General features: G+C 39.9%; 8 protein-coding genes. 2 read left to right on the top strand and 6 right to left on the bottom strand.

Annotated features, from left to right (window positions below):
* Positions 1-16 precede the first annotated feature (16 nt).
* The 5 genes from AC4IF5_RS03755 to AC4IF5_RS03735 all read right to left on the bottom strand — a co-directional run bounded on the left by AC4IF5_RS03755 (position 17) and on the right by AC4IF5_RS03735 (position 13,183).
* Complete coding sequence (locus AC4IF5_RS03755) at positions 17-7,060, bottom strand: SDR family NAD(P)-dependent oxidoreductase (RefSeq protein WP_490731808.1); 7,044 nt, start codon at positions 7,058-7,060, stop codon at positions 17-19.
* Between the two features lie 847 nt (positions 7,061-7,907).
* Complete coding sequence (locus AC4IF5_RS03750) at positions 7,908-8,363, bottom strand: DoxX family protein (RefSeq protein WP_490731806.1); 456 nt, start codon at positions 8,361-8,363, stop codon at positions 7,908-7,910.
* 94 nt (positions 8,364-8,457) lie between these two features.
* A complete protein-coding gene (locus AC4IF5_RS03745; protein WP_490731804.1) occupies positions 8,458-9,045 on the bottom strand; it encodes a Crp/Fnr family transcriptional regulator in 588 nt (195 codons plus the stop codon).
* A 76-nt stretch (positions 9,046-9,121) separates the two neighbouring features.
* A complete protein-coding gene (gene glsA / locus AC4IF5_RS03740; RefSeq protein ID WP_490731802.1) occupies positions 9,122-10,135 on the bottom strand; it encodes a glutaminase A in 1,014 nt (337 codons plus the stop codon).
* 174 nt (positions 10,136-10,309) lie between these two features.
* A complete protein-coding gene (locus AC4IF5_RS03735; protein ID WP_490731800.1) occupies positions 10,310-13,183 on the bottom strand; it encodes a glycosyl hydrolase in 2,874 nt (957 codons plus the stop codon).
* Positions 13,184-13,476: 293 nt separating this feature from the next.
* Between AC4IF5_RS03735 and AC4IF5_RS03730 the strand changes: the two genes are divergently transcribed.
* The gene (locus tag AC4IF5_RS03730) at positions 13,477-14,175 is read left to right on the top strand and encodes a DUF1826 domain-containing protein (protein ID WP_490731798.1); all 699 of its coding nucleotides are present in this window, start codon (positions 13,477-13,479) and stop codon (positions 14,173-14,175) included.
* Positions 14,176-14,387: 212 nt separating this feature from the next.
* Complete coding sequence (locus AC4IF5_RS03725; protein ID WP_490731796.1) at positions 14,388-14,987, top strand: Crp/Fnr family transcriptional regulator; 600 nt, start codon at positions 14,388-14,390, stop codon at positions 14,985-14,987.
* A 102-nt stretch (positions 14,988-15,089) separates the two neighbouring features.
* On the opposite strand, the gene AC4IF5_RS03720 is transcribed toward AC4IF5_RS03725, so the two are convergent.
* Entirely contained in the window at positions 15,090-15,674 is a 585-nt protein-coding gene (locus tag AC4IF5_RS03720; protein WP_490731794.1) for a YciE/YciF ferroxidase family protein, read from the bottom strand.
* Between the last annotated feature and the right edge of the window lie 292 nt (positions 15,675-15,966).

Genomic DNA, 15,966 nt, shown 5'->3' with positions numbered 1-15,966 from the left:
TAGTGTATACAGAGGGTTACCAATTATTTCCTGACATGATAAGCACCTGGCTCTCAGTTCCGTATTTTATCTCGTTAAGGAAGATTTCTTTTCCTTCATCCAATGGGATCATGGAAATTCCTCTACGTTCGTATTCAGATTCAAGAGTGGAAGAAACCATTCCTGCTCCTTTCCAGGGTCCCCAGTTGATGGAGATTACTTTTCCTTTTAATCTTTTATTCAGAGCGTTAGCGTAATCATCCAGTACACTGTTGGCAGCAGCATAATCGGTCTGTCCTTTGTTACCGTATACGGATGCGATACTTGAGAATAAAACGACGAACTGGTAATCTGTACGAAGCTGTTCAGCTAATACACGAAGGGGTTTTACTTTGGTATCGAATACACGTCCGAAAGAAGAGGTTGTCTTTTGTTTGAATAATTTATCTTCTAAAAGACCAGCACCGTGGATCACCCCATCTAAACGGTTGTATTTTTCATAAATACTGCTGATCAGATTGCTTAATCCTTCTTCGTCACAAAGGTCTAATGATTGATAAATGATGGTATTTCCAAGTGCTTCCATATCACGGATCGTGCGTAGGATTTGATTGTTTTTATAAACTTTTGTGGTTTCTTTTTCAATCTCAGCAGGAGAAGTGAATTTTCCGGATTTAATCAAATAAGCTCTGATTTCTTCCTTAGTCTTCATTCCTTCGAACTCTTTTGCAGAAGCCTCATTTCTTGGATCTGCTGATCTTCCTACCAAAATATAAGTACATGGATAAGCCTGAGACATGTGTTTTACCAATTCTGCAGTGATTCCCTGCGCACCTCCCAATACCAATACGACTGATTTCTGATCCAGCTGAATGTGTGCTTCATGTAAACTTGTTGACAATGGGGAAGGGATAATATCTACCTTATGTCTTTGTTCGTTTTTATAAATAACTTCAGCAGGTTTATCGTTGGTCAGTATTTCCTTTAAAGTAATGTCAGCGATCTGATCTACTTCCTGAGGAGTGCTCAGGCTGATTAATCTGCAAGTAGTATGATCAAATTCTCTGGCCAAACTTTTGAAAAGTCCCGGATATCCCTGATGATGACGTAAAATACTTGCATTGGAAATATCCTGAAGATGAGCCGGAATATCAGAGATCAGATATACCCATTTTGCTTTGTCGAAATCCAGTTTTTTAATCAGATCAACGTGATCGATAATGCTTGGTTTATCAACAGCTGAGAACAGGTCTAGCATGATTAATCCGTCAACATGTGAAAGATCTTTGTCTGCGTCTACCAATTCTACGATAGCTCCATGTTTTTCCAACTCAGTTTTAATGGCTGAGGTTTGTTGAGTGTCATCCTGAGTGATGGCGAAACGTTTTCCCTGTAGAACTTCTGTATTTTGTACGGATGAAGCATCTGTAGGGGTGATGTCAAAACGAAGACGTGATAATACATTATTCGTAGTTTCAGAAGTGTTAACTTCTTTTACTTCGTTTTTTGTTTCAGAGGTGTCACCGCTCATTTCACTGATCCAGCTTGCCAATCCGCGAAGGGTTTTAATAGCTGCTAGTTTTTCCATCACATCATCGGCCTGCTCAAGATTTTCTCCGAAACCGATCTTGTTTTTAAGATCAGCAATGATCTCCATACGCTTGATGGAATCGATGCTAAGGTCTGCTTCTAAATCCAGGTCAAGCCCTAGCATTTCTTTTGGATATCCTGTTTTCTCGCTTACGATATTGAGAATAGCATTTTGAAGATCTTCTAATGATAAAGCAGATTTTGCCTGTGTTTTTGGAGTAGCCCCAGCAGTTGTTCCGTTTTTTTCAGGGGTTGCTTGTGTTGCATCTGCTCCAGAGAATTCAGTAAGCCAGGAAACTAATCCGCTTAGAGTTTTGATGGCAGCCAATTGCTCCATCACCATATCTTCATTGGTGTTACCATTGGCTAATGTTCCTAATTCACTACGAAGCGTTCCGATGATTTCTACTCTTTTGATAGAGTCGATACTTAAATCGGCTTCAAGGTCCATTTCCATACCCAGCATTTCCTGCGGATATCCTGTTTTATCGCTTACTACCTGTAATAATAATGCTTTGATATCTCTTGTTGGAGCTGTTCTTACAGCAACCGCAGAAGCAGCAACCGCAGCCGTTCTTTCCTGTTGAACCGGTTGTACAGGGATTGTACGTTCAGGAGCAGGGGCCGGCATTGGAGTATTGTAAACAGGCATTGGATTTACCTGAGGATTCTGTCCCATAAAGGAAAGCATCACATCACGTTGTGCCTGTATCATTAGTTTCATGCTGTTCAAATATTCCTGCAACATACGTTCAGCTGTAGATAAGCTTTCCGGTGCAGGAGCTTGCGGATTATGAGTAGTAAAATTGTTCATGGGAATAGGGTTTATGATAGGGAGTGCACCATTAGCAGGCAATGAACCTGTTGTCGGATGTGCAGCTTGTCCGTTAACACGCCAGATGGCAGGGCTTTTCTTATAAAGTTCAGGCTGATTGATATCAACAAGCTGAACGAAACGGCCATCGAAAAGTTTCTCAATATTGAAGCTGCGCCCTGTTCCTAAATACTGCGCCAACATGCAAAGTAAATGAGTGAATTTATTACGGCTGCTGTCTTCAACATACAAGGTCAGCTGATCTTTCTCAAGACATGATTTTGCCAATCCTGTAAGGACTTTTCCTGGCCCTACCTCGATGAAGATCCTTGCTCCGTCGTTATACATTGCTTGTATCTGTTCTACGAATCTTACAGGCTGTACCAAATGCTCGGTCAGTCTTTCCTTGATGTCTGAAGGATTCGATGGATATACTTCTGCTGTTGTATTAGACCATACAGGGATCTGCATTTCCTGGAAAGGAACGTCTTTTAATACATCAGCATACAACTCTTTTGATTTTGCCAATAATGGGCTGTGGAATGCACACGCAACTTCTAATTTCTTAGCAGAAATACCTTCCTGTTTCAGGACTTCCAATAGTTTATTGATCGCCGGTGTACTTCCTGCAATCACACATTGAGTAGGAGCGTTGAAGTTAACCGGATAACATCCTTCCACTTTAGCAATGATCGGCTGTAAACGTTCGTGAGTGGCACTTGCCGCTAACATTGAACCCGGATCTCCGCCTTCTACTGAGTTTAGGATAGACTGAGCTCTCCGGATACTTAAATCAACCAATTGATCTTCTGCAAATACACCTGAGAAACATAACGCCGGTAATTCACCATAGCTATGACCAGCCAGCATATCGGGAAAGATTCCCAATGATTCTAAGAATTTTGCTAATGCGAGATCAACAATTCCTAAAAGAGGTTGCGCCAGACGGGTATCTTTAATGGTTTCTTTTTGCTGTTTTAAATCCGCTTCATTGAATGTTGTAGAAGGGAAAACTACTTTTTCAAGTTCGGGATAGTGATCGATAATCTTACGCATAGCCGGGAAGACTACGAATAGGTCACGGGCCATATTGATTCTCTGGCTTCCTTGTCCAGGAAATGTGAATGCTACCTTACCCTCTTTTTTATTAACGGTGAAAGTATCTTTGGTTTCAATTCCTAATAATACCAGTTCAAGCTTCATCATCAAGTCAACTGCGTTGTCGGCAACAATGCTGAACTGAATAGGCTTTTCTGAAGCAATACTTAAACTATATGCAATATCTTTTAATGGAATTTCATCATTGATTTCCAATAACGTTTTGATCTGGCTTGATTGCCCTTTTGCTTCTTCATAAGTATCCCCACGGAATACAAATAATTCTGAAGGCCATGACTGCATGGCAATAGAATCATCCTTTTTCGGATGGTTGGCAATGACCGTATGGAAATTAGTTCCTCCGAATCCGAAAGCACTGATTCCCGCATAACGGTTTTTCTCAGTCCATAATCCTGTTTCAGAATGGAAAGAGAATGGGCTTGTTTGTGCGTTGTAATAAGCGTTAGGCTGCTTAAGGTGAAGGGTAGGAGGTTTCACACCATGATAAACGGCAAGAGAAGCTTTGATTAAGCCTGCTAATCCTGCAGCACACTTGGTATGTCCGATTTGTGTCTTCACAGAACCTAAATGGGTCTGCCCCGGTAATGCTCCTGAACGGCTGAATAGATTCGTCAAAGCGCTCAATTCTGTTTTATCACCCACAACGGTTCCGGTACCGTGGGCTTCTATCAATCCTACAGATGCAGCACTGATTCCTGCCTGAGTATAAGCACGTTCTAATGCTCTTACCTGACCTACTTTTCTAGGAGCTGTTAATCCAAGGGCTTTACCATCGCTTGATCCGCCTACTCCTTTGATTACTGAGTAGATACGATCACCATCGTTGATAGCGTCTTCATATCGTTTTAAAACAAGGATAGCGATTCCCTCTCCAAGGGCAATCCCATCCGCTTCACTGTCAAATGTGGCACATCTTCCTTTTCTGGAAAGAGCGTGAGTGCTGGAGAACATCAGGTAATCATTGATCCCGTTATGTAAATCTGCACCTCCGGCAAGAACCATATCGGATTTGCCTAATACAAGCTCCTGACAAGCTAAATCTATGGCTGCTAATGAAGAAGCACATGCTGCATCTACCGTGAAGTTTCTTCCGCCAAGATCCAGGCGGTTCGTAATCCTACCTGCGATCACATTGGCCAGAATACCCGGGAAAGAATCCTCTGTGGTATGGGGGAAAGCTTCTTTTACTTCTTCATGAAGTTCTCCGAAAACCTGTTTATAATATCCTCTGAAACTATAGCTGTTGGCAAGGTCGTTACCCCCTTCAGCTCCGATAATAACAGAGATATTTTCTCTATTGATATGTTTTTCACCATATCCTGCATCCTCCATGGCACGTTTGGCTACCAATAAAGTTAGCAATTGGGTAGGCTCAATAGCGGCAAGAGATTGTGGCGGAATACCGAATGCCAATGGATCAAAATCAATTTTTGGAATGAAACCACCCCATTTTGAATGCGATACATCTGCTTCGTCTGAATCCGGCTTATAATAAAGCTCTTTATTCCATCTTTCATCCGGAACTTCGGTAACACTGTCTTTTCCTAAAATGATGTTTCTCCAGAATTCATTCAGATTTTTAGCACCGGGGAAAATACATTCCATTCCTACAATAGCGATATCCAATGGTTTTTCGCTGGATGACGGTTGTTCCGGCAATTCAGCGTTCTGGATGTACTCGTAGTTGCTTATACTAACGTTTTGGTGAAGCTCTTCAAGAGTAAGCACTTTGTTGTGCATCGTTGCAACCTGTCCGATCATGTACATTCCAAGATCCAGCTGATCGTCTTTAGGAATGTTGACTAATTGATCTCCCTGACGTTCGATTCCTTTCGCTGCAATTCTTAAACGGCCTACGTTAAGTTTTTCCAGCTTTTCCCATACTTCTTTTTTATCTGTTCCAGCCGCCAGAAGTTTGGTTTTCTCGGCATTGAAGTGGTTGGCAAATGCTGTATTTAAACAACGGGTTTCGTGTCCGGGAGCTGTTTCTAATAAGACTGTGTCCTTAGCCTGCATCGCCTGCAACTGGAATTCCTCCTGAATGGCTCCGGTTTGTACGGCTTCCTGAGTATAGAGATAAGCCGTTCCCATTAAAACACCCACTTTTACTCCTCTGGCAGCTAATGGAGCAGCCATAATGGAAACGAATGCTGTTGAGAAATCATTATGGATACCTCCTGCGAAAAATACACTGATATTTTCCGGATGATCTTCTTTTAATATACGTTCAATCTGTTTTTCCCAAAGAACCATGCTGGATAATGGACCTACGTGGCCACCACATTCACGGCCTTCGAAAATAAAGCTCTTAGCTCCTTCTTTAAGGAAAATATCTAACAGGGCAGGGGAAGGAACATGCAGGAATGTCTTTATTCCCGCTTTTTCAAATACTTTAGCCTGTGCCGGTCTTCCTCCGGCAATTAGAACCACGGGAGGCTGGGCTTCAAGGATATAAGAGGTTTGTTCATCTCTTAATTCCTGAGGAGCAAATCCTAAAATCCCTACTCCCCATGTTTTATTACCGGCAAGCTCTTTTGTTTCCGTCACCAGGGACTTCGCAGAATTCCCTTTCAATAAGGATAAGGCAACAAATGGTAAAGCTCCTGCTTCTGCTACTGCATTGGCAAATGCAGGAACATCACTTACTCGGGTCATTGGCCCCTGTGCGATTGGATAAGTAAGGCCAAGTTCCTGAGCTAATGAATTGTTTTTATTGATAATCTGAAGTGCTTTTGCCTGTTTCAGATGACCGTACATGGCTTCTTTCAATCCGAAAGCCAGCTTTTTAAGTGTTCTGAACTCTTCATATAAGTCTGTGGCTAGCGAGATGTCTTGTCCCATTGGGATATAGCTCTTGCTTACATCAAGACTGGTAAAATATTGCTTAAGGTCTTCGGCACTGATTTCTTCTGGTAATGAAGGTGAATTGGGTCTTACCAATACGCGGTGATTGGCAATGATCCGGGTTTCAGTTCCGTTCAGTTTTGAACACAGATCCTTTACGTCTTGGGGAACAGAGCTTTCAGGAAATAGAGCCAGTTGGCTGTCTAATATCACTCCTGTTGCTCCTAAAGCTTTTACGGCTGCAGCGGTATGGAGTCCTATCCCTCCCTGTACCCATACAGGAATATTTTTGATCTCATTGATAATACGCTGGAACAGTACAAAAGTGGATTCATAGCCAATTTGGCCTCCTGCTTCATTTCCTTTGATAATGATTCCTTTCGCTCCTGATTGTTTGGCCTGTCGGGCTTCCTCCAGACTGGTAACCTGGTAAATAACATCCAGGGTAGATGCTAAGGGGATGGATATCCCGAACGGAAGAATGGCAATTCTTACTTTTTCAGGAATCTGAAGGGATGTAAATGTGTCACTGGCAAGACAAATACCGTAGGATGGAAGATCTGTCTGTTCAAGTTGACGTAATGCTGCCTGGGCGGTCGTTAACTCTTGGCCTAAGCTGAGGACAGGAAATACACCCGCCTGATGCAATTTAGGCATAAGGTTGACATCCGGCTTTTCAAAAGGCGTTAGTCCAATAATGGTTAAGTTTTTCATGGCGTGATATGTTAGTAAGGATTTTGCGAAAAACACATAACTCTTTGAGATAAAGAAGAATGGCTTTGTTACAAAATCATAAAATTGGTTTTTATTATATTTTCAATTGTAAGGCTTTTTTGTTGAATATTTTTCAACGACGTATAGTGTGCCCTAAAGCGATTAGGGGTAAGAATGATGTCCGGCTTTTTAAAAGGCATTAGCCTCATAATGGTCAAGTTTTTCATTGCATTTAGTATTAAAATAATAATATGCGATTTTGCATTGAAACATCAATCTAATGGGTATAAAGACTAATTGTTTGTGGTGCATGAATAAAAAATAATAAATTTATGGTAAATTCTCATTCATAAATTTAATTCGATAATAATTTTTTAACAAACAAATGTTAATTATTCAAATGTTATTAAAGTATACGGTTTATTTTATTATTCGTTATAAACAAGCCGGCACAATCTATGTAACCATAAAAATAAATAATTATAGTTAAAGAAATGTTAAGCAAATATAGGAATAAAAAATAAAATATTTCAAAAAGAAGAGATTTGTTTTTTTATATATTACAAAAAGATAACATAAATATTTACCGCATAAAATCGACAAAATTGATGATTTAAAAAGTGTGAATTTTTGAGTTGATTTTGTATAGAATTGATTTATATCATATTATTGGCATATTGGAGAATTGCATTTTGTGACTTATTTTACCCATTTGAAAATTTTGAAAAGAAAGATGGCTTCATGTAATAGAGTAAACATATTAAGGTAATATGAAATATAAATGAAAAAAAGCAGTAAAATACTGCTTAAATGGATGAGAAAGATTAAAATATATGTTTAATGAGATTTATATGGACTGTTTTTCCATCGAGTATTTACCTCCTCCTTGTATGATGAGAGTGAGACAGATTCCTAATACTAATAAATGGTATTCAAAGCCTTCTGCTCCGGCTGGCATTTTTCCGAACCAGTTCATGAAGAATCCATGAGAAGCATGATCCACCACAATCATTCCTATAAATAAAAAGAATATTGCGATGGATGTAATTTTCGTCCAAATTCCCAATAGTATAAAAAAAGTTCCTAAACATTCTACAGCAATCGCTATAACCGCTATGAATGATGGAAGCCCTACATGGGTTGTCATATACTGCATTTCACCCTGTAATCCAGGCCCATTAAACCATCCGAATAGTTTTTGGGCGGCATGTGGGAATAATATAATTCCTAAGGTAAGACGAAGGATTAGAGGGCCCCATCCTCCTTGGGTGGATGAGAGCCAATGTTTGAGTTTTTTGTCCATTTTTTTAGTATTGATGAACAAATTTAGTACGATGTGGGCTGATGATTGTGTGATTTTTAATACAAAAAACCTGTGCTATTTATCACAGGTTTGTTTAATGATCTTTATATTGTTGTCTTTTGAGACGGTTTAAAGTCTCCCGTGTAATTCCTAAAAAAGAAGCAATATGCTGCTGAGAAAGCCGCTGTTCAAACCAGCCATAGGATTTGATGAATTCCAGATATCTTTCCTCAGCTGTTTTTTGCTGGAATAGTATTCTTTTTTGAAGCGAGATGAAAGCATTCAGAAGTATTTTACGGAAATAACTTTCCACTTGTGGTATTTCTATATATAGTTTTTCCAGTTCGTTCTTTTCTATCATAAAAACCTCTGAATTTTCCATCGCTTCAATATTGTATACGGATGGTTGGGAGTAAAGCATGCTGCTCCAATCTGATATCCACCAGTTTTCAAATGCAAACTGCACGGTATTTTCCCGAGCGCTAGCACTCACTTCGTATTGACGCATACAGCCGCTTATTACAAAATAATCATGAGTGCATAGTTGTCCTTCCTGTAAAAGATATTGCCTGCGTCTGAACTTTTTATACTCCAATGAAGAGCACAGTCTTTCTTTTTCAGATTCTGATAAAGTTACATATTGGCTGATATGATTTAAGATGCTTTCGTAAGGCGCTGACATTGATTTGGATATGTGAATTATCCAAATATAATCAATCTTACCGGATCTGTTTTGATTTCAGTTAAAATTGCTGAGTTTAAAAGATGCTTAATCCATATTGTTTTGCCAGATCCAGAATGATGTGGTATCCTGCCAATGAATTTCCATGTTGATCCAAAGCAGGGCTGAATACTCCGATCCCCATTTTTCCGGGAACGCTTACGGTGATTCCGCCGCCTACTCCGGATTTGCTTGGTAGTCCTACCATTCGGGAGTATTCACCGCTGAATTCGTACATTCCGGCAGTCAGCATTTGAGATTCTATCAGTTTGGCAGTGTCAGCGTTTTTATACTGAGTGTCTCCATCAAAACGAACACATTGGTTAGCAAAGAAATATCCGATTTTCGCCAGATCTTCAGCGGTAAGCTCAATAGAACACTGTTTGAAATAATTATCCAGCTGATCTTCATTTCCTGAAATCAATCCGCTGTTTTTCATGATGTAGAACATACCACGGTTACGATGGCCTGTAGATTTTTCAGATTCGTATACAGATTTGTTGTAATCAATGCCAGGATTCTTGGTAATGTATCGAACCATATCCAATACTTTAAGGAATGGCTTTTCACCTTCACCTGAGATTAGAGATGTGGTAAGAATGGCTCCGGCATTCATCATCGGATTAAGAGGCTTACCGGTGGTTTCAAGGTTGGAAAAGTGATTGAAAGGTTTATCAGATCCGAAATAGCCCATCTTATCAAAAACATGGGCTTCCCCTTTTTCGCTTACTGCAACCATTAAAGCGATGATCTTGGAGATGCTCTGCATGGTGAATTTCTTGTGTACATCACCGGTATTGAAAATTTTACCGTTCTTGTCCACCACTGAAAAAGCGATAGCCCTGGCATCCATTTTTCCCAGTTCAGGAATGTAATCTGCAACTTTCCCTTGTGCGTAATAGGCTCTGTTCTTTTCCAGAATGCTGCTTAAAGTCTTTTCTGACAGAGTTGAAATATCGGCAGTTTTTTGAGCGTAAACTACAGTGCTTAAAGAAAGAAGAGCGGCCACGCCAATCCCTTTTGCAGAAAATAAAAAACTATTTTTTCTCATAGTGAAGATCTTCGAATACATATTGATAATAAACCTTAAAAAACAAAGATAAAGTATTTCACTGCCTGACAGCAAATCTTCGGGCAAATATACCCGGTAATGGTCTTGAATATTTATTTTTATGTATAAAATGTCCTGCCTGAGAGGGCTTCAAAAATAGTAAGTCTTTAAATGCTAATAAACAGTCACAGGACCCACCAGCCCCATAGACTGTAGCGGCTGATCTTTCCTTTTCTGATTTGTCCAGTATTGGGCAACCACATTGTCTTTAAGGGTTTTCATATAATTTCCCATCACGGTAACGACCTTAATTTCAATTTCATTTATTCCTTCACGGATCATACCGGATAGCGGATAAATTCTCCGGCCAAACCACTGCGATCCGGCTTCAATTCCGTTGATGCGGACTTCACAAATTCCAAAAACGATTCCAAGATTCAAATAACCCGTCTTATGTATGTCCGTTATCTGAAATGTATTCCGGTACATGACAGTTCCGGCAAAATGAGTGTATCCGGGAAGTTCTTTAAGGTCAGACAGCCTGCTCAGTTCCTCATGTTTAACCGTTCCGTCATAATGCCTGAATTCAAGATCCCATTTACCGGAGAGCTCTTTAACATCATTTCCTGACAAAGGATTTTCTTTCCAGATATCTCCTTTTTTATGACGATCAAAAACAATGAGTTTTAAATCTGCCGGACCTAAATTGATCTTCAGCCTCCCCATTATCGGTTCCAGCCTGAAGCGTTTGCCCGTAACGGCATCCCACAGCCATGCCTGCTTGTGCTTGATTATACTTTTGTCAAAGGTAACATCCAATACTGTGCTGTGTTTGCTGCTGGAATTATTAAACAGAAAAAGTTCGGTTTCATCAGTCTGGTAACGTACCTGCGTGACAAATGTTTTGGGTTCCTGAATTTTTACATAGGGTATTATATTATACTTTTCCTGAATGGTTTTGTACCAACCCATAAAATCAGCTGCCGGCTTCTTCAGAAGAATAAACCGATCCAAAATGGGCAGCATTTTTGTGATCCAGTGTTGTACTTCCTGATCCCTTTTCAGATAATCTTTCCAGCCTGTAGAGCGGTCCGGGACAGCTTCAATACAAAAGATCCTCCCGCCGCCGCTTACGAATTCGTGCAGCTTACGTGCTGTAGCCGGGTCCAGGCTGTACACTTCTATCAAAAACAAGGTATGGTACTTTCTGTTCCCGTAAGTGAGAAAACCTTTCTTGATCTCTGAGCCGTTAATCACACGTTCGGATACATAATCACAGGCATTTCCGTTCTGATGAACAGATTCCCATATCAGTGCCTGGTAAGCCGGGGAAACCAGTGTTGGAAACGGCTCATTTTGTGCCCCATACTCCGACCATTGGTCTGCGAAAGGTGCTAAAAGGGCTATATCTGCAAACATTGTGGAGTGCTGCAATACGGCAGACAGCCTTGCCCGGTAATCTGCATAATGTTTAAAATACGGCCACATCGTATTTTTTTCGTTAAGGTATCCGCCATAGGTGATCCAGCCGGGAAAGGTGGCTTCCGGAGGAGAATAATTGAACCCGTGAAAAACAGGATGGGTAACCCCGGATATGGTGCTCTGGTCTCCTGCTATTTTGAAAATTTCCAGGGTTTCATTGAAAACCATATCAGTATTGGTGAGTTCTTCAGAGCTGATCAGCTTTTTATCTTTTAAGTGGGCAGCTGAGGAAACCAGCTTATTGATCATGGTATTTCCACGGCCCAGATGCCATGGATACTGTGTGAATTTTTCTTCACTGATATCTTCTCCTATCCCGTATTTCAGCCAGGTCTCACATTCAGGAATATCCATTTCGAAACTGCCTTCCAGCGGAAAATATCCCCGTCCATAGGCCTGTGCTCTTGATTTTATTTTATTATCCCTGCACCATTGTGTGAAGGTATGTACAAACCTTTCCTCAAATATTTCGGCTTTGGTGAGCTCAAAATCATAGCGCATGCGGTCTGTCATTTTTTTGAATTCCTTATCCATTTTTACCGGATACTGGATATTGATCCCGGTTGTATTTCCCATACTCCCTATTTTAAATAAAACAAAGGGCAGATAGGGATACAGGTTGTAGCCTCTTCTTTTTTCAAATTCACTCATCATATCCCGGTTCCAGTTGGCTCCTTCAGTTTCCAGGCTGTCGATGAAGAAAGATCTGATATTGGGTGACAGCGGTCCTGTCTTTTGCTGAATAGTGTCGCTCATTCTGTTGAAATATTTCTTCACCGCAGCAGTATTGTAATGATTCAGAACAGGTCCCATTCCGCCCGGAGCGCCCTGGATGACGTTCATAAAACGGTCTATTTTTACCAGTCCGTAAACAGCATAATCACCTTTAGGGATGGAAACCTTGATGATTCCGCTTTCAATCTGGTCAGAAAGATTAATGACTTCATCCATATGATTGAGCGGGTCCGGTACGAGTTTCACTTCCAGCATTTCCATTGTTCTTCCGCTATAGGGATTGGTGATCGCAGGATCAGCTTCTTTGTAGAGATCAAAAAGAGAGAATTCTGTTTTTAACGGACCTTTTATTTTTTTCACGGCTATAACCACAATCTGGGAACATTCTTCCTTTTCCAGAAAATCACCACCCATGGGAAATCCGGTCCCGACAAGCAAATCGCATGTTATATCCAATGATTTAGCTTCTTCAAGGGTGAATTTCAGCAATTCAATCCACTCATCACTTAACCAGTCTACACTTAGCTTTCCCATATCATCGGTACGCAAAGGAAATGATATCGGGTTGATCTCTACTCCTCCTATTCCTGCTTTTTTTAAAATCCTGAGCTCACGGGCGAGTTCTGCTTTTTCTATCTTATCTCCATTCCACCACCAGCGGACAAATGGACGATATTGATTTTCCGGATTGGTAAAAATTTTAAAAAGGGACTGAGATGTCCGTGAATTTTCTTCTTTTATTGCTGCCTGAATCCAGGACGGAAACACATTCATTAAAACTAAACCGGACGTGGCAGCTGAACATTGTTTTAAAAAGTCTCTTCTTTTCATGAATGGCTGGTATGGTGATAAAACAAATGTAATGGATTTGTTATAATAATACAGCATCAGCAGAAAAAATAACTGGACCCGAAAGCTGTTGAATCCGGAAAATTTGAAGAAAATCTATTATTTTTTTCAGGGGTTTCAATCTTGCCCTGTATATTTTTATGGATCAGAAAGCTAAAATTTATAGGTATATCTGTTCTTTTATATATTAATCATTATCTGGTCAGATTATAGGGTGGTCTCCTGTATGTTCCTTATTTTTGCATAGAATCGTAGGAATAACAATTTTCAAATATATGGACGATACATTTTCGGACAACCACCAAATTGGAGTGGTTTCTGCTTTTTCTGAACTTGTAAGTACCGACTTTCAAGGAGCTATGAATGCAATTTGCTGGTCCAGAAATTTAGCTGGTGATTTCAAAGAAATTGTTTCTCAACTTCAGCTAAAAGAGAATATTACAGAAGTTTTTACTGAAGATCTTTTGGCGCTGTCGCTGTCAGAAAAAGGTAATATGGCAAGGGAAATTATCTTAAGTGATATACGGTTATTAACTGAATTCGGGGCATCACCTTCTCTCAATTTACTCAAAAGTTACGAACGGGATGAGGAGTTCAGTTTTATTTCAACAGACGTATATTCATATCATGTTGATCGTTCACCTGTTAGTACTGATACTTTTTTATGTACCTATCATGGTGCAGCAAGTGATATTCTGCCCAATAGCCAGGCTGAACAAAAAATCCTGATTCCGGAAATCCGGGAAAAGCTTAAAGAATTATATGACGGGCCGGAAGCGGAGTTTGAAACCTTTCTGAAAGACTGTTTCTTTGATCTGCATTATCAGCCCAAGCCCAATGCGGAGCCCATCAACTTAGGGTTGGGGCATCTCTGGCGCCTGGCAGTAGATCATCCCGGACAGAAAGTTTTGCCCTGTGTCCACAGAGCTCCTGTTGAAAGCGACGGTGAATATAGGCTGCTGCTGATTTGTTGAATGATTATGGCTTAAATATGCCTGAATGTACAGCTTTAAAAGTTACGGGATTTATATACGGGTTTCTCTTTCTTTCATCATATTGTAATCGCTTCTTAATGTGGTATGTAAATCCTTTGTAGCAGGCGTATTTGGTCTGGAATTTGTACTTTGACAAGTTCCGATTTTACTTTTACGACAGAGATTCATTGTTAACCATTAAACATAATAATATGATGATAATCGATGAAGATTTGCTACTGGAAAATGGCGCGATATGCGAAGATTATGAGCCTAAAACTATCCTGTTTCAGAGAGGGGGCTATCCTCATTACTATTTTCAGATCATAAGCGGAACTGTGGAGCTGAATAATTATCATGAAGATGGTAAAGAGTTTACCCTCAATATTCTTTCCGCAGGCCAGAGCATTGGGGAATCCCTGCTCTTTAGCGATAACAGTTATCCAATGAATGCGGTGGTTAAAACAACCTGTAAAATCCTAAAGCTGCCTAGAAGTATTTTTTTTGATCTTATTCTCAGGAATCAGGATGTTACACTGAGTTTGTTCCGCTGTCTTTCAGATCGGTTATATTATAAGTATATTATGTTATTTAACAATTCATCGGCAGATCCCCTGGCAAAGATTGGAAGCTTGCTGGATTATTTTAAAGGTTTTAGCGGTGAGAAAGAAAAGCTCTCGTATCATGTCCCTTTTACCCGGCAGCAAATCGCGAATTTGACAGGTTTGTGTGTGGAAACTGTTATAAGATCAATAAAAAAAATGGAAAAACTGAATATCGTCAGAATTACGAACAGGAAAATATATTATTAGTGCTGTACTGAAAACTTTAACATGATTTACATACAGCACATAACTGATTATATACAATATCCTCCGTCATCTGCGGAGGATATTCAGTATCTATTTTAGCGATTATAATGCTTTTGTATTCAATCCTATATCAGCAACCTTTGTAAGCGTCTTATCGCATTTTTTTTCCTCCCCCAGTGTCGCCAGAAGGTTTTTGAGGCAAACATTCTCTTTAAGGACCTTTGCATATGCAGCAAGTGTTCCATAGGTTGCGATCTCATAGTGTTCCACCTTTTGTGCAGCTGCTATGATGCCTGTATCTCTTACAGATCCGGGTTCTGTCTCTTCCATTATGCTTTTCCCTTCGTCAAGAAGCCCCTGCATTGCATCACATTTTTTGGCCTGTGCTTTTTTCTTCAGGGATTTAAAGCACTCCTCAAGTCTTTTTACATGGACTTCCGTTTCCATAAGATGGTTTTCAATGGCCAGTTTAAGCTTTTTGTCTGTTGCATTTTTTTGCATTTTAGGTAATGCCTTTACCAGTGCTTTTTCTGCCCAGTAGATGTCTTTCAGTCCATCTTCAAACAGGTCTTTCAGCCCTTTTGCTGCATTTTTCTTTGCCGGGGTTTTCGCTGTTTTTTTTGCCGGGGCCGATTTGGAAGGTGATTTTTTTGCTGTTGTTTTCCTTGTTAAGGTTTTCGTTGCCATAATATTAGATTTAGTGTGATTATTTTAATAACTGCAATTCTAAGACCATTTATCCGCATCATTGATTGGCAGCCTGAAACCGGAGCCTCTAATTTCGCTCATCAATAAGGTATACGATTGCATTAGATTGGTTTTCGTTTTCTGGAAAATGAGTTGACTGATCAGGAGCAGCAATTGAAAATAAAATTTTTTTATGGTAGTATTCATTTTTAATCGACTACCTTTAACGGCGAAAATGAAATTTATAAAGAAATAAACATATCTTTTATATATATCAATTTAACCATAGATT

It is taken from the genome of Chryseobacterium sp. UF-290, from assembly GCF_058245615.1.
The sequence above is the reverse complement of the archived record's forward strand: the minus strand, read 5'-3'. Positions and strand labels throughout refer to the sequence as shown.

Bases quoted from the DNA above. Each gene is read 5' to 3' on its own strand.
- AC4IF5_RS03730 (WP_490731798.1), top strand. From the start codon at position 13,477: ATGGACGATACATTTTCGGACAACCACCAAATTGGAGTGGTTTCTGCT.
- AC4IF5_RS03720 (WP_490731794.1), bottom strand. From the start codon at position 15,674: ATGGCAACGAAAACCTTAACAAGGAAAACAACAGCAAAAAAATCACCT.
- AC4IF5_RS03745 (WP_490731804.1), bottom strand. From the start codon at position 9,045: ATGTCAGCGCCTTACGAAAGCATCTTAAATCATATCAGCCAATATGTA.
- AC4IF5_RS03735 (WP_490731800.1), bottom strand. From the start codon at position 13,183: ATGAAAAGAAGAGACTTTTTAAAACAATGTTCAGCTGCCACGTCCGGT.
- AC4IF5_RS03750 (WP_490731806.1), bottom strand. From the start codon at position 8,363: ATGGACAAAAAACTCAAACATTGGCTCTCATCCACCCAAGGAGGATGG.
- AC4IF5_RS03755 (WP_490731808.1), bottom strand. From the start codon at position 7,060: ATGAAAAACTTAACCATTATTGGACTAACGCCTTTTGAAAAGCCGGAT.
- glsA (WP_490731802.1), bottom strand. From the start codon at position 10,135: ATGAGAAAAAATAGTTTTTTATTTTCTGCAAAAGGGATTGGCGTGGCC.
- AC4IF5_RS03725 (WP_490731796.1), top strand. From the start codon at position 14,388: ATGATGATAATCGATGAAGATTTGCTACTGGAAAATGGCGCGATATGC.